Source organism: Nonomuraea sp. NPDC049637 (genome assembly GCF_040675235.1).
Taxonomy (GTDB): domain Bacteria; phylum Actinomycetota; class Actinomycetes; order Streptosporangiales; family Streptosporangiaceae; genus Nonomuraea.
Genome location: NZ_JBFAOM010000037.1, coordinates 41,959 through 64,243, shown reverse-complemented (window position 1 = coordinate 64,243; position 22,285 = coordinate 41,959). Strand labels below are relative to the sequence as shown.

20 protein-coding genes are annotated in these 22,285 nt (G+C 74.2%); 9 read left to right on the top strand and 11 right to left on the bottom strand.

What is annotated here, in order from left to right:
- Window position 1: 1 nt before the first annotated feature.
- Window positions 2-550 (bottom strand): helix-turn-helix domain-containing protein, encoded by a 549-nt coding sequence (locus AB0J71_RS37085; protein WP_364418628.1) that lies wholly within the window; start codon window positions 548-550, stop codon window positions 2-4.
- Window positions 551-646: 96 nt separating this feature from the next.
- On the opposite strand from AB0J71_RS37085, the gene AB0J71_RS37080 reads away from it, so the two are divergent.
- The 3 genes from AB0J71_RS37080 (at window position 647) to AB0J71_RS37070 (ending at window position 7,760) form a co-directional block, all read left to right on the top strand.
- Window positions 647-1,792 carry an ATP-binding protein gene (locus AB0J71_RS37080; RefSeq protein WP_364418626.1) on the top strand — a complete coding sequence of 382 codons (1,146 nt, stop codon included), beginning with the start codon at window positions 647-649 and terminating at the stop codon, window positions 1,790-1,792.
- Window positions 1,793-1,905: 113 nt separating this feature from the next.
- A complete protein-coding gene (locus tag AB0J71_RS37075; protein WP_364393610.1) occupies window positions 1,906-3,093 on the top strand; it encodes an ROK family transcriptional regulator in 1,188 nt (395 codons plus the stop codon).
- A gap of 212 nt (window positions 3,094-3,305) precedes the next feature.
- Entirely contained in the window at window positions 3,306-7,760 is a 4,455-nt protein-coding gene (locus tag AB0J71_RS37070) for a ThuA domain-containing protein (RefSeq protein ID WP_364418624.1), read from the top strand.
- A 40-nt stretch (window positions 7,761-7,800) separates the two neighbouring features.
- Here AB0J71_RS37070 and AB0J71_RS37065 read toward each other — a convergent pair whose 3' ends face one another.
- Both AB0J71_RS37065 and AB0J71_RS37060 read right to left on the bottom strand, forming a co-directional pair.
- A complete protein-coding gene (locus AB0J71_RS37065) occupies window positions 7,801-8,397 on the bottom strand; it encodes a histidine phosphatase family protein (protein ID WP_352329000.1) in 597 nt (198 codons plus the stop codon).
- Between the two features lie 57 nt (window positions 8,398-8,454).
- Entirely contained in the window at window positions 8,455-9,699 is a 1,245-nt protein-coding gene (locus tag AB0J71_RS37060) for a PEP/pyruvate-binding domain-containing protein (protein WP_364418622.1), read from the bottom strand.
- Between the two features lie 58 nt (window positions 9,700-9,757).
- Here AB0J71_RS37060 and AB0J71_RS37055 point away from each other — a divergent pair, with 58 nt between their 5' ends.
- On the top strand, window positions 9,758-10,153 hold the full coding sequence (locus tag AB0J71_RS37055) for a DNA-binding protein (RefSeq protein WP_352328996.1): 396 nt from the start codon (window positions 9,758-9,760) through the stop codon (window positions 10,151-10,153).
- The gene (locus tag AB0J71_RS37050) at window positions 10,150-10,785 is read left to right on the top strand and encodes a transcriptional regulator (RefSeq protein WP_352328994.1); all 636 of its coding nucleotides are present in this window, start codon (window positions 10,150-10,152) and stop codon (window positions 10,783-10,785) included. Before AB0J71_RS37055 ends, AB0J71_RS37050 begins: the two co-directional genes overlap by 4 nt.
- A gap of 101 nt (window positions 10,786-10,886) precedes the next feature.
- On the opposite strand, the gene AB0J71_RS37045 is transcribed toward AB0J71_RS37050, so the two are convergent.
- The 4 genes from AB0J71_RS37045 to AB0J71_RS37030 form a co-directional block, all read right to left on the bottom strand.
- Window positions 10,887-12,278: an MBL fold metallo-hydrolase gene (locus tag AB0J71_RS37045; protein WP_364418620.1), complete on the bottom strand. Its 1,392-nt coding sequence runs from the start codon at window positions 12,276-12,278 to the stop codon at window positions 10,887-10,889.
- Between the two features lie 159 nt (window positions 12,279-12,437).
- Window positions 12,438-12,707, bottom strand: a complete 270-nt coding sequence (locus AB0J71_RS37040; protein ID WP_352328991.1) for a metal-sensitive transcriptional regulator — start codon at window positions 12,705-12,707, stop codon at window positions 12,438-12,440.
- An 82-nt stretch (window positions 12,708-12,789) separates the two neighbouring features.
- Entirely contained in the window at window positions 12,790-13,518 is a 729-nt protein-coding gene (locus AB0J71_RS37035; RefSeq protein ID WP_352328989.1) for a hypothetical protein, read from the bottom strand.
- On the bottom strand, window positions 13,505-14,017 hold the full coding sequence (locus AB0J71_RS37030; protein WP_364418617.1) for a SigE family RNA polymerase sigma factor: 513 nt from the start codon (window positions 14,015-14,017) through the stop codon (window positions 13,505-13,507). Before AB0J71_RS37030 ends, AB0J71_RS37035 begins: the two co-directional genes overlap by 14 nt.
- 115 nt (window positions 14,018-14,132) lie before the next feature.
- On the opposite strand from AB0J71_RS37030, the gene AB0J71_RS37025 reads away from it, so the two are divergent.
- Window positions 14,133-15,032, top strand: a complete 900-nt coding sequence (locus AB0J71_RS37025; protein WP_364418615.1) for a hypothetical protein — start codon at window positions 14,133-14,135, stop codon at window positions 15,030-15,032.
- Window positions 15,033-15,106: 74 nt separating this feature from the next.
- Here the strand turns inward: AB0J71_RS37025 and AB0J71_RS37020 are convergent, their stop codons facing one another.
- Window positions 15,107-17,344, bottom strand: coding sequence for an Orn/Lys/Arg decarboxylase N-terminal domain-containing protein (locus tag AB0J71_RS37020; RefSeq protein WP_364418613.1), 2,238 nt, complete (start codon window positions 17,342-17,344; stop codon window positions 15,107-15,109).
- A 263-nt stretch (window positions 17,345-17,607) separates the two neighbouring features.
- A complete protein-coding gene (locus AB0J71_RS37015; RefSeq protein ID WP_364418611.1) occupies window positions 17,608-18,072 on the bottom strand; it encodes a helix-turn-helix domain-containing protein in 465 nt (154 codons plus the stop codon).
- A gap of 93 nt (window positions 18,073-18,165) precedes the next feature.
- Between AB0J71_RS37015 and AB0J71_RS37010 the strand changes: the two genes are divergently transcribed.
- Window positions 18,166-18,546, top strand: coding sequence for a PPOX class F420-dependent oxidoreductase (locus AB0J71_RS37010; RefSeq protein ID WP_364418609.1), 381 nt, complete (start codon window positions 18,166-18,168; stop codon window positions 18,544-18,546).
- On the opposite strand, the gene AB0J71_RS37005 is transcribed toward AB0J71_RS37010, so the two are convergent.
- Window positions 18,515-19,546: a hypothetical protein gene (locus AB0J71_RS37005; protein ID WP_364418607.1), complete on the bottom strand. Its 1,032-nt coding sequence runs from the start codon at window positions 19,544-19,546 to the stop codon at window positions 18,515-18,517. The genes AB0J71_RS37010 and AB0J71_RS37005 overlap by 32 nt on opposite strands.
- Before the next feature lie 120 nt (window positions 19,547-19,666).
- Here AB0J71_RS37005 and AB0J71_RS37000 point away from each other — a divergent pair, with 120 nt between their 5' ends.
- Both AB0J71_RS37000 and AB0J71_RS36995 read left to right on the top strand, forming a co-directional pair.
- Entirely contained in the window at window positions 19,667-20,782 is a 1,116-nt protein-coding gene (locus tag AB0J71_RS37000; RefSeq protein ID WP_364418605.1) for a hypothetical protein, read from the top strand.
- Entirely contained in the window at window positions 20,779-21,408 is a 630-nt protein-coding gene (locus tag AB0J71_RS36995; protein WP_352330396.1) for a response regulator transcription factor, read from the top strand. Before AB0J71_RS37000 ends, AB0J71_RS36995 begins: the two co-directional genes overlap by 4 nt.
- Window positions 21,409-21,439: 31 nt before the next feature.
- On the opposite strand, the gene AB0J71_RS36990 is transcribed toward AB0J71_RS36995, so the two are convergent.
- Window positions 21,440-22,216, bottom strand: a complete 777-nt coding sequence (locus tag AB0J71_RS36990) for a methyltransferase domain-containing protein (protein WP_364418603.1) — start codon at window positions 22,214-22,216, stop codon at window positions 21,440-21,442.
- Window positions 22,217-22,285: the final 69 nt, after the last annotated feature.

Below are 22,285 nucleotides of genomic sequence, written 5' to 3'. Positions count from 1 at the left end.
TTCAGCCTTCCTTCAGGGGGAGCAGGACGGTCGCCAGCAGGCGCGGCGTACGTCCCTGTCCCGGCTCGTTCGCCAGCAGGGGGCGCACCAGCTCGGCGAACCCCGTGGCGAAGGCGACGAACTCCTCGTCGTCCAGGTGCAGGACCACCTGCTGGTATCCGGCGCCGTCGGCGGCCAGATCGACCCGGTCCCGCTCGAGGTAGCGCGCGAACTCCGACAGCAGGCTGCCGGCGAACGCGGTGAAGTACCGCGCGTGGTCCTCCGCCGACGCGGCGGCCAGCGCCTCGGGGGACGGCGTCAGGCCGCCCTCGGGCACCGCGTAGACCCGTTCGGTCGCCCCGCCGACCTTGTGCTCCTCGACCACCTCCAGCATCCCGGCCCTGGCCAGCGTCGCGATCTGCCGGTAGAGCGTCGCCTGCGGCACGTCGGGCAGCAGGCCGGCCAGGTCGGAGGGCGTCCGGCGGCCCCCGGCGACGGCGCGCAGGATGCGGATGCGCACGGGATGCAGCGCCAGCTCGGCCCAGCGCTCTGTCGAGATCGTCACGTTCATACGTTATCACTATCGAGAATGAGAATGAGAACAACAGGGCATTTCCGCATGTCAGCGGCCTTAGGGGGGTATGTGGGGCCTGAGGGGGACCCGGTGATGGGAGCGACGGTCGGATACCAGGCGGCGTTCGAGGCGCTGCCGTGTCCCTGCATGCTGCTCACCCGGGACCAGGTCGTGCTGGCCGTCAACGACGCCTACCTGCGGATGACCGGCCAGGACCGGGCGGAGGTCGTCGGCCGCGCCCTGCTCGGCGCGCCCCCGGCGCTGACCGGCCTGAGCGGGTCGGGGGCGGCGAAGGTGTGCGCCTCGCTGGAGCGGGTGGCCGCCACCGGCGCCGGCGACGTCGTGCCGCTGCTGCGCGACGACTGGGAGCCGCCCGGCCGGCGCCACTGGCGGCTGGCGAACGCCCCGGTGCCCGGCCCGCCGGGCGAGGTGAAGGAGATCGTCGTCGTCTTCGGGGACGTCGCCGGGTCGCTCGAACCCCGGCTCGCCGCCCGTCCCGGCGAACGCGTCCCCGGCTCCCCGAAGCCCGACGCGCAGCTGCACCAGGCCTACCGCCAGGAGCAGCAGAAGGTCTCCATGCTGCACGAGACGATCGAGCACCAGCAGCGGTTCGTCTTCGACGCCGCCCACGACCTGCGCAACCCCATCGCCGGCCTGCTGACCGAGCTGGAGGAGGCCCTGTCCGACCCCGGCGCCGACCTCCGCCGGACCCTGCGCAGCCTGCACCGGGACGCCGAGCGGCTCAACGACATCGTCGGTGACCTGCTCGCCCTGGCCCGCCTCTACACCGCCCCGCCGCCCGGCGCCGACCTCGTCGATCTGGGCCGCCTGGTGGTGGAGGAGCTGGACGCGCATCCGCCGAGCGCGTCCGTCCGCACCCGGCTGGAGGAGGGCGTGGTGGTCCGCGCCTCGCGGGTGCGGCTGGCCCGGCTGCTGTCCAACCTGGTGGCCAACGCCGAACGCCACACCACCGGCCATATCGAGTTCGTGGTCGCCGCCGCGCCGCCGTACGCCGTCCTGGAGGTCATCGACGACGGGCCCGGCATCCCGCCGGAGGAGCGGGAGCGCATCTTCCACCGGCTGTACCGGCAGGACCAGGCGCGCTCGCTGGACGCGGGCGGCTCCGGCTTCGGCCTGCCGATCGCCCGCGAGATCGCCCACGCCTACGGAGGCGACCTCTTCGTGGCCGACCACCCGGGCGGCGCCCGCTTCGTCCTGAGGCTCCCGCTGGCGACGTGATCGTCCGCGGCATCGACGGGCTTATGTCGATGGTCAGCCATAAGTCGTGCCCCATTCGGCGAAGATAGACTTGGGCTCCTCTGAAGTGGCTGCCGTCATCGGCGGAGAGGCTGGTGTTGACTCTGGACACGCTCAACGGCGCGACGGCGGGGGCCGGCGCGCTGCTCTCCCTGCTGCGGGACGGGCCGCCGCGCACCCGGACCGAGCTGGTCCAGCTCACCGGCCTGGCCCGGTCCACCGTGTCCCTGCGCCTCGACGCGCTGCTCCGCCACCGCTGGGTGCTGCCCGCCGACGAGGCCATCTCCTCGGGCGGGCGGCCCGCGGCCATGTTCGCCTTCAACCGCACCGCCCGGCTCGTCCTGGCCGCCGACCTGGGCGTCACGCACGAGCGGGTGGCGATCACCGACCTCGGCGGCACGGTGCTGGCCGAGCGCACCGCCGACGCGCCGATCGGCGAGGGCCCCGAGGCGACGCTCGGGCGGCTCGCCCGCACGTTCGCCGACCTGCTCGACGAGAGCGGGCGCGACCTGGCCGACGTGTGCGGGGCGGGCATCGGCCTGCCGGGCCCGGTCGAGTACCCGACGGGTCGCCCGGTCAACCCGCCCCTCATGCCGGGCTGGGACCGGTTCCCGGTGCCCGAGTGGCTGGGGGAGCGGCTGGGCGTGCCGGTCTTCGTGGACAACGACGTCAACATCATGGCGCTCGGCGAGCAGCGCGCCGGGCGGCAGGCGACCGGCCAGCTCGTCTTCGTCAAGATCGGCACCGGCATCGGCTGCGGCGTGATCTCCGACGGCCGCCTCCACCGCGGTGCGCAGGGCGCGGCCGGCGACATCGGCCACATCCGGGTGGCCACCGCCGACGACGACGTGCTGTGCCACTGCGGCAACGTGGGCTGTCTGGAGGCCCTGGCCGGCGGGGCCGCGCTGGCCGCCCGCATCTCGGCCACCGGCGTGCCCGCCGCGGGCGGCCGGGACGTCGTCGCGCTGCTGCGCGCCGGCAACCGCGACGCCGCCCAGCTCGTCCGCCAGGCCGGGCGCGAGATCGGCGACGTGCTGGCCACGATCGTCAACTTCTTCAACCCGGCCGCGATCGTGATCGGCGGCGACCTGGCCGACGCCGGTGAACACCTGCTCGCGGGCGTGCGGGAGGCCATCTACAAGCGCTCGCTGCCGCTGGCCACCCAGCACCTGCGCATCCAGGTCAGCGAGCTGGGCGACCGGGCGGGCGTCATCGGGGCGGCCGTCATGGTGCTGGAGCACGTCCTGGCCCCGGAGGCGGTCGACAGCGCCCTGGCCGGCTGACCTCGTCCGCGAAGCGCCCCGCCTGCCCAGCGCAGGCGGGGCGCTTCGTCTTTCCGGCCACGGACCGAAACCGTTTCGTCTAGGACTTAACGGACTTTCGTTGACAATCATCAAAAGTCAGATCTACTGTCGCGATCTACGAAGGTTCTTCGATCGTCCGCCAATGGAACCCTCCTTCCCGGTCCACCCCCCACGGAAAGGGAACCTCCGCGATGCCTCCCAGCAGGCCCACCCGTGCCTTCCGATGGACGGCGCGGGTCAGCGCCGTCCTCCTGGCCATGTCGAGCGCGGTCGTGCTCACCGTGGCCGCCCCGCCCGCCCGCGCCCACGCCGCCATCGACCCGGCCGACTACCAGCGCGTCGAGCTGGCCAAGGGCGTCGCCGAGATGGGCGAGCCGATGACCATGGCCGTGCTGCCCGACCTGTCGGTGCTGCACACCGCGCGCGACGGGACGCTGCGCCGCACCGACGCCCAGGGACTGACCACCGTGGTCGGGGCGCTGCCCGTCTACACCCACGACGAGGAGGGCCTCCAGGGCGTCGCCGTGGACCCCGGCTTCGCCGCCAACCGGACCATCTACCTCTATTACGCCCCCCGCCTGAGCACGCCGGCCGGCGACGCGCCCGCGACCGGCGCCGACTGGTCGGCCTGGCAGGGCGTCAACCGCCTGGCCCGGTTCACCCTCAAGCCCGACTGGACGCTCGACCTGGCCTCGCAGCGGACCGTGCTCGACGTGGCCGCCGACCGCGGCATGTGCTGCCACGTGGGCGGCGACATGGACTTCGACGCCCAGGGCAACCTCTACCTGTCCACCGGCGACGACTCCAACCCCTTCGACTCGGCCGGCTACGCCCCCCTCGACGAGCGCCCCGACCGCAACCCCGTCTACGACGCCCAGCGCAGCGCCGGCAACACCAACGACCTGCGCGGCAAGATCCTGCGCATCAAGGTGAACCCCGCGGACGGCACCTACACCATCCCCGCGGGCAACCTCTTCCCGCCGGGCACCGCGCGGACCAGGCCCGAGATCTACGCCATGGGCTTCCGCAACCCGTTCAGGATGACCGTGGACAAGGCCACCGGCGTGGTCTACGTCGGCGACTACGGCCCCGACGCCGGCAGCACCGACCCGAACCGCGGGCCCGCCGGGCAGGTCGAGTTCGACCGCGTCACCGGCCCCGGCAACTACGGCTGGCCGTACTGCACCGGCACCAACACCCTGACCGAGACCTACAACGACTACACCTTCCCCTCGGGCCCCTCCGGCCAGAAGTACGACTGCGCCGCGGGCGGCCCGGCCAACGACTCGCCGCGCAACACCGGCCTGGCCAAGCTCCCGCCCGCCAAGCCCGCCTGGATCAGGTACGGCGGCGACGCCGGCTCGCCGCCCGAGTTCGGCAGCGGCTCGGAGTCGCCGATGGGCGGCCCGATCTACCGCTACGACGCCGCCCTGAACTCCGCCGTCAAGTTCCCCCAGGACCTCGACGGGCACTTCTTCGCCGGCGAGTTCGGCCGCAAGTGGATCAAGGCGATCGACGTGGCCGCCGACGGCACGCGCGGCGAGATCGCCGCCTTCCCCTGGACCGGCACGCAGGTGATGGACCTGGCCTTCGGACCCGACGGCGCACTCTACGTCCTCGACTACGGCTCGGGCTACTTCGGCGGCGACGCCAACTCCGCCCTCTACCGCGTCGAGTACATCAAGGACCGCAACCGCTCGCCGGTCGCGGTCGCCAAGGCCGACCGGACGTCCGGCAAGCTGCCGCTCACCGTGGCCTTCTCCAGCGCCGGCTCCGCCGACCCCGAGGGCGGCGCGCTCACCTACGCCTGGGACTTCGGCGACGGCACCACCTCCACCGCCCCGAACCCCACGAAGACCTACACCAGCGAGGGCTCGTTCACCGCCACGCTCACCGTGCGCGACCCCCAGGGCAACACCGGCACGGCCGGCGTGGTCATCACGGCCGGCAACACCGCCCCCGCCGTGACCATCGGCACACCCGCCCCCGGGACGCTGTTCACCTGGGGCGACACCGTGCCCTTCACCATCGGGGTGACCGACCCCGAGGACACGCAGATCGACTGCGCCAAGGTGCGGATGACGTACGTGCTCGGCCACGACAGCCACGGCCACCAGATCACCTCGAAGAACGGCTGCGCGGGCGAGCTGACGATCCCGGCCGACGGCGAGCACGACGACGCGGCCAACATCTTCGCCGTCTTCGACGCCGAGTACACCGACAAGGGCGGCCTGACCACCCACACCCAGCACGTCCTGCAACCACGCCACCGCCAGGCCGAGCACTACGCGACGATGTCCGGCGTCTCGCAGATCTCCAAGGCGGCCGCGCACGGCGGCAGGACGGTCGGCGACGTGCACAACGGCGACTGGATCGCCTTCACCCCCTACCGGCTCGACGACGCCAGGACGTTCCGGGCGCGCGTCTCCTCGGGCGGCGTCGGCGGCTCCATCGAGGTGCGCACGGGCTCGCCCACCGGGCCGCTGCTCGGCAAGGCCGCCGTCCCGGTGACGGGCGGCTGGGAGACCTTCACCGACGTGCAGGCTCCGCTGACCGGCGCGACCGCCGCGTCCACCACGCTCTACCTGGTCTTCACCGGCGGCGCCGGGGCGCTGTTCGACCTCGACGACTTCACCCTGGCCAAGGAGGCGACGGCGGTCGGCCCGATCCGCGCCGCCGACGGCAGGTGCGTTGACGTCGCGGGCGCCGGCACCGCCGACGGCACCAAGGTGCAGCTCTACTCCTGCAACGGTACGAACGCCCAGAACTGGGCCATCGACGGCCAGACCGTCAAGGCGCTCGGCAAGTGCCTGGACGTGGCCGGGGCGAACAGCGCCGACGGCACCAAGGTGCAGATCTGGACCTGCAACGGCACGGGCGCGCAGAAGTGGACCGCCGAGGGCGGCGCGCTCAAGGCCCTCGGCAAGTGCCTCGACGCCACCGACCCGGCCCAGCTCGTCATCAGGACGTGCGACGGCGGCACGGCCCAGAGGTTCACCACGGCGACCCCCTCCGCCGGCGGCCCCGCCGTCCTGGTCTTCTCCCGTACGGCGGGGTTCCGGCACGACTCGATCGCGGCGGGCGTCCAGGCGATCAGGGACCTCGGGTTCGGCGTGACCGCCACCGAGGACCCGGCCGCGTTCACCACGGCGAACCTGGCCGCCTACAAGGCGGTCGTCTTCCTCAACACCACCGGCGACGTGCTCGACGCCGCGCAGCAGGCCGCGTTCGAGGCGTACGTCAAGGCGGGCGGCGGCTATGCCGGCGTCCACGCGGCCGCCGACACCGAGTACGACTGGCCCTGGTACGGCGGCCTCGTCGGCGCCTGGTTCGCCGCCCACCCGGCGGTGCAGAAGGCGACGGTCAAGGTCGAGGACCGCGCCCACCCGGCGACCGCCCACCTCGACGCCACCTGGCCGCGGACCGACGAGTGGTACGACTACCGGACCAACGCCAGGACCGGCGCCCACGTGCTGGCCACCCTGGACGAGTCGACGTACTCGGGCGGCACGATGGGCGCCGACCACCCGATCGCCTGGTGCAAGCCGTACGACGGGGGGCGTTCCTTCTACACCGGCGGCGGGCACACCGCGGAGTCCTTCGCCGAGCCCGCCTTCCGGCAGCACCTGCGCGGCGGCCTGGCCTACGCCACCGGCCAGGCCAAGGCCGACTGCCGCCCCGAGACCGGCTACACCACCCTCTACAACGGCTCGACCACCGGCTGGGAGCAGGCGGGGCCGGGCGGCTTCGCCAACGCCGGCGGCACGCTGACCTCGCAGGGCGGCATGGGCCTGCTGTGGTACAAGGCCAAGGAGTACACCACCTCCTACTCGCTCAAGCTGGACTGGAAGCTGGCCGGTGACGACAACTCCGGCGTCTTCGTCGGCTTCCCGCCCTCGACCGACCCGTCCTCGGCGGTGAACAACGGCTACGAGATCCAGATCGACGCCACCGACGCGCCGGACCGGACCACCGGCTCGGTCTACGGCTTCAAGGCCGCCGACATCGCCGCCCGCGACGCCGCGCTGAACCCGCCGGGGGAGTGGAACACCTACGAGATCCGGGTCGAGGGCGAACGCCTCCAGGTGTTCCTCAACGGCGTGCGGATCAACGACTTCACCAACACCGACCCGGCCCGCTCACTGAGGAACGGGCACATCGGCATCCAGAACCACAGCGACGCCGACCACGCGTCCTTCCGCAACATCCGGATCAAGGAGCTCGGGCCGGCTGCCGGGGACTCCGTCGTCCAGGCCGAGACCTGGGCGCAGGCGTCCGGCGTGGCCACCTACCCGCACGCGCCCGCGCACGGCGGCACCGTGCTCGGCTACGTCAACCCGGGCGACTGGGCGGCCTACGACGTGGACCTCACCGGGGTCACCGCGTTCCGGGCGCGGGTGGCCTCGCCGGGGCCGTCGGGCGGCTTCGAGATCCGCGCCGGCTCGCCGGCCGGGCCGGTGCTCGGCGCCGTCACCGTGCCGAACACCGGAGGCTGGGAGTCCTACGCCGACGTCTCCACGGCGCTGACCGGCGTGCCCTCCGGCGCCGCCCGGCTGTACCTGGTGTTCACCGGCGCCGACTTCGACGTCGACGACTTCACCCTGGTCCGCGCCGCGCCCAGGACGCCGGCGAAACGAGCCCGGTAGCCGCCACGCGGACGGCCACCGGTAGCCGCCGGGCCGCCGCTCACGGCCACAGGTCCCGCGGGAAGCCGGTCCAGCGCAGGCCGGACGGGAGGTGGCTCAGGTCGTTGAACATCACCATCGTGGGCGGCAGGCCGGCGCGGTACTCGATGATCGTCAGGCCGGTGTTGGCGCTGTTCAGGCCGAGCCACCGGGGCGGCGGCGCGTCCAGCGCGTGCCGGACCAGCCAGGCGATCTGGTCGGCGTGCGTCACCAGCACCTCGTGCACGTCGGACGCGGGCTCGCCGGGGACCGTCGCGAACCGGGCGACCAGGGCGTCGGCGAGCGCGCGCCCCGAGGCTGCCTCGGCCTGGTCGAAGCCGTCGAAGTAACCGGCCCAGGACGCGGGCGTCTCGGCGGGGGCGGGCACGTACGGCACGTGGTCGACGAGCTCGGCGGCCTCGGCCACGGGCACGCCGGGCAGGTGCCGGGCGAGCTCGCCCGCGCTCTCGGCGGCACGCGGCAGCGGGGAGTGCCACACGGCGTCGATCGGCATGGCGGCCAGCCGTTCGCCCAGCAGGGCCGACTGCCGCCGCCCGTCGTCGGTGAGCTGCCCGAACGCGTCGGCTGCGCCGTGGCGGGCCAGGTAGAGGCGTCGCATTGACATGGGTGTTCGGGGAGCGGCGGGTCAGCGGCCGCTCCCCTCTCCTTTCCGGGGTCAGGTGGCGGTGACGGTGCCGGCGGTGCCGTCGACGGTGACGAGCGCGCCGTCCCGCAGCCTGCTGGTCACGTCAGGGACGCCGAGAACGGCGGGGATGGCGTGCTCACGGGCCACGATCGCGGCGTGGGACAGCACGCCGCCGGTCTCGGTCACGACGCCGGCGGCGATGCGCAGCAGCGGCGTCCACGCCGGGTCTGTGAAGGGGCAGACCAGCACGTCGCCCGGGAGCACGCGGGCGAAGTCGCCCGGCCCGCGCACGATCCGCGCGGTGCCGGTGACGGCTCCGCGGCTGCCCGGCGTCCCGACGAGCGCCCCGGACGGCACGTCCGCGGCCGGGACGGGCGGGCCGGCGGGCGGGGGAGCGGCGGTGACCGGGCGGGCCTGCAGGATCCAGACGCGGCCGTCCGCGACGGCCCACTCGACGTCCTGCGGCCCGCCGCGCAGGGCCGCGATCCGCGCGCCCAGCCCGGCCAGCCGCACGGCGGTCGCGTCGTCGATCGCCGCCCGCCCCCGGACGCCGGCGGGCACGTTCCGCACGACGAGCCGCGCGCCCTCCCGGTCGAGCCGGGTGCGTTTGTCGGCCGGCGTGCGCACGACCGATCCGTCCGCGGCGACCCGGTAGGAGTCGGGGGTGACCGTGCCGCCCACGACGCTGGGCCCGAGCCCCCACGACGCCTCGATCCCGGTCGGCTCGCCCGGCCCGCCCGGGGTGAACATGACCCCGGACGCCTCGGCGTCCAGGTGGCGCTGGACGACCACGGCCATCGCCGGGCCGTCGCCCGACCTGTCGCCGGAGCCGTCGCCGGACTCACGGCCGGCGGCGGCGCGCGGCGAGAACAGCGAGGCCCAGCAGGCGCGCACGGCCTCGGCCACGCCGTCCGCGCCGCGCACGGCGAGGAAGCTCTCGTACCGGCCGGCCGCCGAGCTGCGGCCGGTGTCCTCGTCGGCCGCCGACGACCGCACGGCCACGGGCGGATCGCCGAGTGCACCGAGCCCCCGCGCCAGCGCCGCGGCCAGCCCGGCGTCGACCGTGAGCGCCTCGATTGCGCGCCGCGCCGCGGCCGGGTCGTCGGGGCCCGCGGTGTGCCGGCCGAGGTCGAGGCCGCGGACCGCGGCGAGGTAGGCGGCGAACGGCACCACGAAACCGTCCGGGACCGGCAGCCCGGCCCGCAGCAGCGCGCCGAGCGCGCCGCCCTTGCCCCCGCAGGTGTCGGCCGCGGCCTCCTCGAGGGGTACGATCATCCGCCCGCCCTTCAACAAAATGTTGACGATGTCCCGCCGATTGTGAATCATGGCCCGCATGCAACGCAACCACGACCCCGTCCGCGCCGCGAACGCGGACCAGCTTCAGGCCCAGCGCGAGAAGGAGGGCCGCCGGCGGCTCATGGCCCTGGGCGCCGACCTGCTCGACCCGCGCCCGTGGCAGCCTCCGCCCGTGCCGCCGTCGGCGGTCGACCTGACGCGGTTCGCCGTCTGGCGCAACGCCGGCCTGGAGCCGGAGGACGTCCTGGGGGCGCTGGCCCTGCTGCCCGCCGCGCGCGCCGAGGTCGAGGCGATCGAGTCCGCCCTGCTGTTCACCGCCCGCAGCGCCGGGCTGACCTGGGCGCAGATGGCCGAGGCGATGGGGTTCAACTCGCCGCAGGCGTGCCAGCAGCACTACACCCGCCTGACCACCCGTCAGGAGGCCGGCTCATGACCCGGCAGTCCGCGCCCGGCCTGCTGGCGCTGCACGCCGTACGCGTCACCGGCTTCGCCGACACCCCCGTGCTCGCCAGCCGGTACGCCCTCGGGGTGGCCGAGACGGAGGAGGAGCTGCTCGACGCCGAGGCGCGCGGCTGGGTGAGCCGCTCCGAGTTCGCCGGCACCGGCGGCTGGTCGCTCACCGAGACGGGCCGGGCCGAGGACGAGCGGCGCCTGGCCGCCGAGCTCGACCAGGCCGGCTGCGCCGAGGAGGTGCACGACGTCTACCGCGAGTTCCTGCCGCTGAACGCCCTGCTGCTGAAGGCGTGCACCGACTGGCAGCTGCGCCCGGACGGCCGCGACCGGCTCGCCGTCAACGACCACTCCGACCCCGCCTGGGACGCCCGGATCCTGCACGAGCTGACCGTCGTCGGCCGGGCCCTCCAGCCGCTCGCCGACCGGCTGACCGGCGTCCTGGCCCGGTTCGGCGGGTACGACAGGCGCTTCGCCGCGGCCCTGGCCCGCGCCCGCAACGGGGAGGGCGCCTGGGTGGACCGCACCGACGTCGACTCCTGCCACCGCGTCTGGTTCGAGCTGCACGAGGACCTGATCTCCACCCTCGGCCTCGACCGCCACGCCCGCTCCTGACGCCGGGGCGCGCCGGGGCGCGGGGCGGTGTGGTGCGCGCGGCAGGTCGAGCCGCACGTCGCGGCGGCCCGGGACGCGCACGGCGGCGCGAACCGGCCGGGTCAGTCGCCGGTGATGGTCAGGCCCGCCTCGGCGGCCGCCGCGTAGGCGTCGTCGATGTGCACCACGCGGCGTCCGGCGCGGGCGAGCAGGCTGGTGGCGGCGGCCGCCCGGTAGCCGGAGCCGCAGTGTGTCCACACCGTGCCGGCCGGGACGTCGGCCAGGCGGTGCGGCAGGTCCGGCAGCGGGATGTGGGTGGCGCCCGCGACGTGGCCGGCCCGCCATTCGTTGGTCATGCGCACGTCCAGCACGACGTCCGGGGCGGGCAGGTGCGCGGGCGCGCGCCCGGCGCGGACGGCGGCCAGGTCGGCGAACGTGGCCACCGCCAGCTCGCCCAGCCGCTCGTCGTGGCCGCCGGCCCACTGGCCGGGGGCGCCGGTCGCGGCGGCGGCCGGACGGTCGACGCCGATGCGGGCCAGTTCCCGCTGGGCGGCGGCGACCTGCGCGGCGTCCTCGCCCAGCAGGGTGATCGGCGCGCCCCAGGGAGCCATCCAGGCGAGCCAGGTGGACATCGGGCCGTCGAGGCCGAAGCTGAGCGTGCCGGTCAGGTGGCGGCTGGCGAACGCCTTGCGGGAGCGCAGGTCCACCACCCACTCCCCGGCCGCGATCCGCTTCCTGAGCTCCTCGGGGTCGGCGGTCCGTACGGGGGTGAGGTCGATCGGGCCGCCGCCTTCGGAGTTGCGCGGGCCCATGTGGGCGTAGTAGGCGGGGTAGGCGTCGAGACCGGCGAGGGTCTGGGCGACGAAGTCGTCGGCCTCCAGGCGCAGCGCCGGGTTGGCCTGCCGCTCGCGGCCGATCGTGGAGGCCGGGGCGTCGGCCTGCGTCGCCGAGCAGAAGCTGCCGAAGCCGTGGGTGGGCCACACGTGGGCGCCGTCGGGCAGCAGGTCGGCCAGGCGGTGCGCCGAGGTGTGCTGGCGGTGGGCCAGGTCGTGGGCGTGCTCGGCGCCGAGCAGGTCGGTGCGGCCGGTGGTGCCGAAGAGCAGGGAGCCGCCGGTGAAGACCCCTTCGGGGCCGTCCGGGCCGGTCAGGATGTAGGACAGGTGGTGGAAGGTGTGGCCGGGCGTGGCCACCGCCTGGACGCTCATGGCGCCGGACAGCGTGACCTCCTCGCCGTCGGCGATCGGCTGGCGGTCGAACTCCACGGTCTCGTCGGCGGCGACCAGGTAGGCGGCGCCGGTCACCCGGGCCAGGGCCAGGCCGCCCGAGACGTAGTCGTTGTGCAGGTGGGTCTCGGCCACGTGGGTGACGCGCACGCCGAGCCGTCCGGCCAGGGCGAGGATCCGGTCGATGTCCCGCTGCGGGTCGACGACCAGGGCGACCTGGCCGTCGTGGGCGAGATAGCTGCGGTCGCCCAGGGAAGAGGTCTCCACCACCTCGACGTGGATCGTGCTCATCGTCTTCGCCGCCTTCGTGTCGTCGCAGTCGCGGTCCGGTCAGGACCGTCCTACCCATTGATACCCTGGGGGGTATAGGGCAGGTAAAAAGACGGGCATGCTCGGGCGTACGGGTTCAGCCGCCGCCTTCGGATGCCCGTGGGGGAGATCGGTGCTGAGTCAGGACAGGGCCAGGAACAGCTTCTCCAGCCGCTCCGGCGTGATGGCGGGCTCCTCGCCGCGCTCGCGCGCCGCCTGGCACTGTTGCAGGCCGGTGGAGATGATCTTGAATCCGGCCCGGTCCAGGGCCTTGGACACCGCCGCGAGCTGGGTCAGCACCCGCTCGCAGTCGTCACCGTTCTCGATCATGGCGATCACCCCGCCGAGCTGGCCGTGGGCCCGCTTGAGCCGGGTGAGCGCCTCGGCCAGGACGGCCGCGTTCATGTCCATTCGCTCCACCTCCACCGCCAATATACCCCCCGAGGTATTGTGGCGCGCACGTCCGCGGGGGACGCGGTGGAGGCGGAGGCGGTCACGGGTTGGGCGTGAGCCCCTCGGCGATCTTCTTCAGCTCGGCGGACACGGCCCCGGCGTCGCGGAACTCCTTGGCGTACGTCGGGCTGAACATGATCTCGGCCCACTGCCGGTCGCCCATGCGGAGGAAGAGGGTGGGCGTGCCCTTCATGCCGTCCTCGCCGACGTTCTGCACGACCAGGTAGCCGCCGCGGTCGCCGACGGTCACCTCCTCGCCGTCCCCCTCGTCGCGGTAGGCCGCGATCCGGTCGCCGACCTCCTGGACGGCCCCCTCCTCGTACATGTAGATCTGAACCCGGTAGGAGCCCGGGTCGTCGCCCTCGTAGAAGTAGGCGGTGGTGTACTTGTCGCCGAAGTCCACCGACCAGCCGGACCACTTCAGCCGCTCGGGCAGGTATCCCACCTTGACGTGCCCGAACGTCGTCCCGTCGCCCAGGTCGCCGAGGCTCGGCGGTTCCGACGGCGGGGGCGGGGTGTCGTCGATGGCGGGCGGCTCCGGCGTCACGGAGATCGTGACCTGGCCGCCCGTCGCGGTCACCGTGCTCGCGCCCAGGTACGCCACGGGCGCGGCCACGACCGCCACGGACGCCGACAACGCCGCGATGCGGCCCCTCGCCCGCCTGCGCCGGGACCCGCGCACCACCCGTTCCACCAGGTCGGGCGCGGCGTGCAGCCGGGCGGTCTCCTCCGTCATGAGCCGGAGGAGCTCCTCCTCAAGCGTGGGCATTCCTGATCACTCCTTCCACTGTCTCCCGTCCGAGGGCCGAACGGAGTTTGGCCGTCGCCTTCGACGCCTGGCTCTTGACCGTGCCGACCGAGCAGCCGAGCACCTCGGCCGTCTGCGCCTCGCTGAGGTCCTCCCAGTACCGCAGGACGATCACCGCCCGCTGCCGGGGCGGCAGGGCGCGCAGCGCGTCCATGAGCACCTGGCGCAGGTCGGTGTCCGTCGCCCGGTCCGGCGTGTCCGGCGGGCTGTGCATCGGGACGATCCTGAGGATCGCCCGGCGGCGGGCCCGGCTGATGGCGGCGTTGACGATGACGCGGCGCACGTACGGCTCGGGGCTGTCGTGGCGGACCCGGTCCCAGTTCCGGTAGGTGCGCTCCAGCGCGGTCTGCAGCAGGTCCTCGGCCTCCGCCTCGTCGCCGCAGGCGAGGTAGGCGACCCGTAGCAGGCTCGTGGCACGTGCGGCCACGAATGCGCCGAAGTCGTGTTCCGTGGCGCTCACGGCTGTCTGTCCGATTTCACGCTTCCTTATACGCCTGGGCGTCGGCGGCGGTTGCCCGCGAGAGCGCAGGAAGGCGGCGGGCAACCCTTCGGGCGGCTCAGGCGTATGGACGGTCATGACTTCGTATTCATGGACCGCGGCGGCGACGTTCCGCCGCCTGATCGCCATGGGCGCCGGGCTGGCGGTGGGCGCCGCCCTGGGCATGCCGGCGCCGGCCGCGGCGGCCCCGCCGGAGGGCGCCTACTGGCACGTCAAGGAACTGCTCGCCATGCCGCAGGAGTGGCGGTTCGGCACCAGGGCGCACCCGTACTCGCTGGTCAAGAAGCAGATCATCGAACGGTGGACCACCCCCGACGGCAGGGCCTGGTACGCCTACCGCGAACTCGGGGCGACCCCGCCGACCCCGGCCGACAAGAAGGCCTGGCGACGGGACGGCTCACCCGCCAGGTGGAGCGAGTCGATCGACGGGAAGACCGTGCGGCTGTCCACCGAGCCGGCCAAGGGGCACGTGGGGGCCGTGCGGGAGTCCGTCAAGTTCGAGCTGGCCGGGCAGTTGCTGACCTACGACGAGGTCCAGCGCCTGCCCGCCGACCCCGCCCTGCTCAAGGACTGGCTCACCAGGGCCGGCCGGGTCGGCCGCATCCCCGACAGCGCCCTGCCCGGCTGGGTGGCCGGGACGCTGCCCCAGCTCCTGCACGTGCTGCCCGCCCCGAAGGAGGTGCGCAACGCCGCCTACCAGGCGATGCTCACCATGCCGGGCGTGCGCGCGGACGGCAACGCCGAGGACGAGCTGGGCAGGCCAGGCGCCGTCGTCCTGATCGACACGTTGAACGGGACGGGCGAGGCGGCGACGCGGACGAGAACCCGGCTGATCGTCGACACCGGCAGGATGGCGCTGCTGTCGCAGGAGTACAGCGCCGGGGGCGGCGGGAAGGGGCCCGCGAAGTCGTCCGTCACGACCCTGGCCGAGGTCGGCTGGACCGACGCCCGGCCCGCCGTACCGGCCCTGCCCTGACCTGGCCCCGGCCCGCCGCGCCGGCCCCGGCCTGACGGTCCGGCGCTGCTCTGACGGCCCGGCGGGGGCGGCCGTCAGTCGCGGAGGACCTCCACCCGGTAGCGGCCCTCGGCGTCGCGGTGGGCGCCGTGGATGTCGGTGGCCAGGTCGGGGAAGGTGCGGTCGAAGTCCTCCAGGGCCCGCAGGTAGCTCAGCAGCGGGCCGTCGGCCGCGCCGGTCGCCTCGCCGGGCATCAGCATGGGGATCCCGGGCGGGGTGACCACCACGGTCGCCGCCACCACCCGCCCGGCCAGCCGGTCCAGCGGGACCCGCTCGGTACGGGAGCGGATCATGGCCTGGTAGACGTCGGCGGGCGTGGCGACCGGCTCGGGCAGCGCGGTGAAGACCTGGTCGAGCAGCGCGCCCACGCCCGAGTCGCGCAGCTTCGCGTGCACCCGGCCGCAGAACGCCCGCAACGACACCCCGGACGGCCCGAACCCGGGCAGCACGTCCGCCAGCGCCCGGTCGCCGTCGTAGGCGTTCTTGAAGTCGGTGAGGGCGTCGATCAGCGTGCCCCACTTGCCCTTGGTGATGCCCATCGAGAACAGCACCAGCAGCGTGTGGTCGCCGGTCTTCTCCACCACGATGCCGCGCCGCTGCAGGTAGGCGGCCACGACCTTGGCCGGGATGCCCCACTCCTGCGTGCCCTCGGCCGCGTCGGCGCCGGGGCAGGTGATCGTCACCTTGACCGGGTCGAGCAGGGCGTAGTCGTCGCGCATGCCGTCGAAGCCGTGCCAGGCGGCGCCGGGCTCCAGCACCCAGCAGCGCGGCTCCGAGCACAGCAGCGCCGGGTCGGCGTCGGCGAAGGGCACGGCCCGGCCGGTGTGCGGGTCGGGCACCGAGGGCGGCTGCCAGAGGCCGAAGAACCAGCCGGGCCGGCGGCCGTCCTCGCGGATGCGGGCGGCCAGCCGGGTCATCGCCTGCCGGAACCGGACCGCCTCGACGATCGCCTCGCCGGTCAGGAACGACCCGGAGGGGCCGTCCATCATCGCCGCGGCCACGTCGAGGGAGGCGATCATCGGGTACAGCGGCGAGGTCGAGGCGTGCATCAGGTACGTCTCGTTGAACGCGTCGTAGTCGACCGGCGCCCGCGGCGAGGGCCGGACGTGCAACATCGCGGCCTGGGAAAGTGCCGCCAGAAGCTTGTGCGTGGACTGCGTGGCGAACACGGTGGGACGCTCGGGGCCGGGCAGCGTGCGCTCGTCGACCGACATGGCGTAGCGGCGGGAGTAGAGCGGGTTGAACCGGCCGTAGGCGAACCACGCCTCGTCGAAGTGCAGCCGGGGCACGGTGGGGCCCAGCAGCTCGGCGACCCGGACCGCGTCGTAGCAGACGCCGTCGTAGGTGGAGTTGGTGACGACCGCGTACGCGGGGTCGCCCGCCGCGAGCGGATGGCCGGCCACCCGCGCCCGGACGGCGGACGCCTCCAGCGCGGCGGCCGGGATCGGCCCGGCCAGCCCCAGCCCGTTGCGCTCGGGAACCAGGTAGACCGGCCGGGCGCCGCTGATCGCCAGCGCGTGCTGGATCGACTTGTGGCAGTTGCGGTCGACCAGGACGGTGTCGCCGCGGGCGATCGCGTGGTGCCCGACGATGCGGTTGGCGGTGGAGTTGCCGTTGACCACGAAGAACGTGCGCTCGGCGCCGAAGACGCGGGCCGCGTTGTGCTCGGCCTCGCCGATCGGGCCGGTGTGGTCGAGCGGCGAGCCCAGCTCCCCGACGGAGATCGACAGGTCGGTGCGCAGCAGCCGTTCGCCGTAGAAGTCGAAGAAGGCCCGGCCCACGGGCGACTTCAGGAACGCCACGCCGCCCGCGTGCGCCGGGGTGTGCCAGGAGTAGGGGTGATGGTCCTCCAGGTGCAGCAGCGCGCGGAAGAACGGCGGGAGGATCTGGTCGGCGTACTGCTCGGCGGCGTGCGCGATGCGCCCGGCGATGAACTGCGGGGTGTCCTCCAGCGGGAAGACGTAGCCCTGGATGACCTCGTACACCCACAGCGGCAGCTCCTGGTCCTGGGTGATCAGGAAGACCGGCAGGCCCCGGAAGCGCTTGGCCACCGCGGCCAGCAGGTCTTCGGCGCCGGGCGCGTCCCAGGCCGCCAGGATCGCCGTGAGCGAGGCGTCGGACCCGACCACCGCCAGGGCGTCGGCCGTGCGGCGGGTCCAGCGCACCTGGAGGCCGAGCTCGCCCATCTCGGCGCACACCCGGCGGATCTGCTCGGCGAGCGCCGAGTCGGCGTCGGGATGTTCGGTGACGGCGGCCAGAACCGTTCGCTCCATACGGCACTCCGTGATCGATCAGTGACGACAGGTTTCCCCGATCGTAACGCCAAGGAACGGCAAAGACACGGTAAGTGACGAAAGTCTGCCGGGCGTTCAGAAGCGCCACCCGAGCCCGAAGGTCCGGCCCGCGGCCGGCTCGGCTCCCACGTGGTCGAAGAGCTCCGGCTCCCGCTGGTCGGCGTCCGTGAGACGGGGGACGATCGAGGCGAACCGGCCCCGTGGGGCGGGACCTCGGGCCGTCCGTGGCGACGGCCGCCGATTCACCCGGGGCTGCTTCCGGCCGCGCCGGGGCCGGGCAGCAGGTCGACGTCGCCGGCGTGCATCGGCGTGCCGCAGTGGGCGCAGCGCAGCTCCGCGGCGCTGATCTCGCCGCAGGCGTGGTGGCGGTAGAGCACGGGCGGCCCGGCCTCGCCCGCGAGCCACCTGTCACCCCATCCGGCCATGACCATGAGCAGGTCGACCAGCTCGGCGCCCTTGGCCGTCAGGTGGTATTCGTGGCGCGGCCGCCGGTCGTAGGGGCGGCGTTCGAGCACGCCGTGGTCGACGAGGTGGGCGAGCCGTTCGGTCAGCACCTTGCGGGAGATGCCGAGATCGGCCTGGAGCTGGTCGAACCGCCGTATCCCGGCCCACACGTCGCGCAGGATCAGCGGCGACCACGGCTCGCCGATCACGTCGAGGGTGCGGGCGATGGAGCAGGCCATCTCCGCGAAGTTCGTGCGCTGCATGAGGCCACTCTACCTCTTGGGGTTCCCTGAAGGAACTCCGAGTGCTACGGTTACGGAGTCTCCTCAAGGAACTCAACAGACCCGGAGAGAACCATGAACCTCGACCCCGACGTGCGCGGCGTGCTCGACGGCACCCCCATCGCCCACCTCGCCACCGTCCTGCCCGACGGCGCTCCCCATTCCGTCCCGGTCTGGATCGGCACGCACGGCGACCAGGTCGCCATCCTCACCGGCCCGCGCTCCCGAAAGGCGCTCAACCTGCGGCGCGACCCGCGGGTCGCGCTCTCCCTGACGCCGCCCGGCGACCCGTTCCGGCCGGTGCTCGTCAGGGGCAGGGTCGTGGAGTGGGTCGAGGGAGAGGCGGGCTGGGAGATCGTCGACCGGATCGCCGCGAAGTACATCGGCGGCCCCTACTCGCGCGCGGAGGAACGGGTCGTCCTGCTCATCGAGCCCGAGCGGCAGAGCGCGGGCTGACCCGCGCCGCCGGGTGCGGGCTCTCCCGGCGCCGCCGGTGGTGGCAGACGGCGGCGGTGGCCAGCGCGGCGCCCCACACCGGCCAGAAGCACTCCGGCAGCCAGGCTCCCCACTCCTCCAGGGCGAACCGGCCGGCCACGGTCCAGCGGATGTAGGTGAGCCCGGCCACCGTGATGATGATCGAGACGAACCCGGCCGGGACGACCGCCAGCAGCGGCGGCACCCGCCGGCCGCGCAGCCCCGGGATCCACCGCGGGAACACCTCGCCCCACCGCTGCACCAGCCCGAGCGTCAGCACGCCGCCCAGCGCCCCGAACGTCGCCAGGTACGCCCCCGCCAGCCACAGCCCGTCCTCGCCCTCGGCCAGGAACTTCGCGCTCACGCCGAGCGGGATGCCCAGCGCCCAGGCCCACCGGGTGGCGCAGTAGACCAGCGGCACCGCGACCGCCACGTACACCGCGATCCGCCCGCGCGCCGGGGTGAACCAGTTCCCGCGCCCCCGCCCGTGGTCCCGCGCGGCGGCGGCCAGCAGCAGGCCGCCCAGCACGCACACGAGCTGGTTGAGCACCGGCCACGGCCAGGCGTCGGCGAACGTCGCGCCGCCCAGCCCCCAGCCGAACAGCGGCGCGACCAGGAGCAACGGCGTGTAGGCGACGCCCATCATCAGCCGCGAGTCCGGAACCACCAGCACCAGCAGCGCGGCGATCGGCCAGGCCAGAAGGACCGGCAGCCGCCCCCACGCCCCCTTCGCCGGGCGGTCGCCGTTGCGTCGGGTCAGGGCCAGTGCGGTCGCGGCCGTCAGGGCCGAGAAGGCCGCGATCCACCCGCCGAACGGCGGCGCCGTGCCGGCCAGGATCGACAGCGCGCCGTCGGGGTCGGGGTCGTCGGCCCCCCAGGGGTAGCCGGGCGCCCCGAGCGCCCACGCCGCGCCGAGCAGGCCGTAGGCGACCGCCCACAGCGCCGCCGCGTACCCGTACCGGCCGGAAGTGAAGATCGTCATGCCTACGAGCCTTCCAGCGCGGGCGCACAGCGGGCAGATGCCGTTCGGCACCTTCCGCAGGCCGCGGCAGTGCCGTTCGGCACGTGGGGGCGCGCGGCGCGGGCGCATATCGTGTCCCGGGTGAACGTGCTGTGGATGGTCGCCGCCTGGCTGCCGGCGGCGGTCGCCGTCGCCGTGGCGGCGACCGGGTTGTTCCTGACCGGGAGCAGGGCCGGGTGGCTGGCGTGGCTGCTCCTTCCCGCCGCGGGCGCGTCGCTGGCGGTCACGGTCCTGTGGCGGGCCGCCGGGGGGCCGTCCACGCCGGTCGCCGGCGCGCTGGGCATGGCCGAGAGCGCGGCGCTGACGGTCGCGGCCGGGCTGGTCGTCCGGTACGCGCCGGGCCGCCGGGCGGTGCCCGCGGCGCTGCTGGCGGGGCTCGCCGCGGCCACCTGGCTGCCGCGGGTCTTCACGCCGGCCTCCGCGCTGGAGGCGGTGGGGGCGTGCGCGTTCTGGGGTGCGGGCGTGCTGGCGGGCGCCGCCGTGGGCGCCTACCTGCGCCTGCTCGACGCGCGGCAGCGGCGGGCGGTGGCCGACGGCCGCACCGTCCTGCGGCTGCGGCTGGCCGGCGACCTGCACGACTTCCTCGCCCACGACATCAGCGAGATGGTCGCGCACGCCCAGGCGGGCACCGTCGCGGGCGATCCGCTGCGGGCGCTGGAACGCGTCGAGGCGGCCGGTCAACGGGCCCTGTCCACGCTCGACCGCACGCTCGACATGCTCCACCACGACCGGCCCCTCGGCCCGTCCGGCGACCTGGACGGCATCGCCGAGGCCGCCGTGCGCTTCTCCGCCGCCGGTCCGGCGCACGTCGGCGTGCGCATCGACCGCGCGGCGGACGTCCCGGCGGAGACGGCGGCGCTGGCCTACCGGATCGTGATCGAAGGGCTGACCAACATCCGGCGGCACGCGCCCCGGGCCGGCCGCGTCGAGCTGTCCGTCACGGCGCCGGGCGACGTCCTGGAGATCACGCTGACCAACGACGGGACGTCCGGCGCCGCGGGCCGCCGCCGCGGCGGCTCGGGCCTGGCCGGCCTGGCCGCGCTCGTCGCCGAACAAGGCGGCGAGCTGGTCGCCGGGGCCGTGCCGGACACGTGGGGGCCGGACACGTGGGGGCCGGACACGTGGGGGCCGGACGGGCGGGCGCCGGGCGGGTGGTCGCTGACGGCGCGGCTGCCGCTGCGACAATCTCCTGGGTGAGCATCCGCATCCTCGTCGCCGACGACCAGGAGGGCATCCGCGACGCCTTCCGCCTGATCCTCGACGCCCAGCCCGACCTGAGCGTGGTGGCCGAGGCGGCCGACGGGCGCACCGCGATCGACACCGCCCTCGCCGTCCGGCCGGACGTGGTGCTCGCCGACGTCCGCATGCCCGGCGCCGACGGCATCGAGGTGACTCGCGCCCTGTCCGGCACCGGCATCCACGTGGTGGTCGTCACGACGTTCGGGCTGGAGGAGTACGTCCGGGCGGCGCTCGGGCACGGCGCGGCCGGGTTCGTGCTGAAACGTTCGGGCCCCGCGCTGCTCGTGGAGGCCGTCCGGGCGGCCGTGAACGGCGACATGCTCATCAGCCCCGAGCTCACCGTGAGGCTGCTGCGCGGCAGCGGCCCGCAGCGGGAGGTCTCGGACGTGGTGCTGACCGAGCGGGAGGACGAGATCGTGGCCCTGGTGGCTCAGGGACGGACCAACGCGGAGATCGCGGCCGAGCTCTTCCTGTCCCCGGGGACGGTGAAGAACCATGTCGCCGCGGTCCAGCGCAAGATCGGCGCGAGGAACCGGGTGATGATCGCGGGATGGGCGTGGGCGACCGGCCGGGCCCAGCCGTGACGGGGCGCGCCCGTCCGTGCCGTGCCGCCGGTCAGGGGAGGTGGCGGGCCAGGTAGAGGACCGTCTCGACGTTCAGGACGACCTGGTCGCCGAGCGTGTCGAGGAGCGTGCCGAACAGGTTCTCGCGCACGTCCTCGGCCAGGAGGCGGTAGGACGACTGGGTGGACAGCAGGGCGACGTAGTCAGCGGCCGAGACCGTCCGTCCCGACCGGTAGAGCCGGGTGCCGAGGTCGCCGAACTCGGCCGGCAGCCCCACCTCCGCGGCCCACTCGCGGGCCCCGGCCTCCTCGCCGACCGGCCTGCCGATCGGGCCGGTGTTGGGCCTGATGTGCGGGGCGAACCGCTCGTGCGCGGCCAGCAGCCGCGCGGTCACCCCCTCGTCGGCGGGCCAGTCGGCGTTCCAGAACAGGGCGAGCCCGCCGCCCGGGGCCAGCGCCGCGGCGGCGCGCTGCCAGCGCACCACCTTGTCGACCCAGTGCCAGGCCTGGGCGCAGTACAGCAGGCCGAACGCCCGCTCCGGGACGTACTCCTCGAACGTGGAGACGGTGACCGTCACGTTCGGCCGGCCGGCGGTCCGCCGGGCCAGCACGGCGGCCATGGCCGGATCCGGCTCGGTGGCCACGACGTCGATTCCGGTCGCCGCGAACAGCTCCGTCGCCTTCCCCGTGCCCGCGCCCACCTCCAGCGCGGGTCCTCCGGCGTAGGCCAGCACGTCCGCGGCCAGCTCCGCCGGGTAGCCCGGCCGGACCCTGTCGTACTCGTCGGCGACCTCGCCGAAGACCCTTCCCTGAATCCGTTGTGTTGTCATGTGCCCGATCCTCATTCATGATCGTCCAGGCGCACAACCCCGCCGGCGCACATTGAGTACGCGCTACTC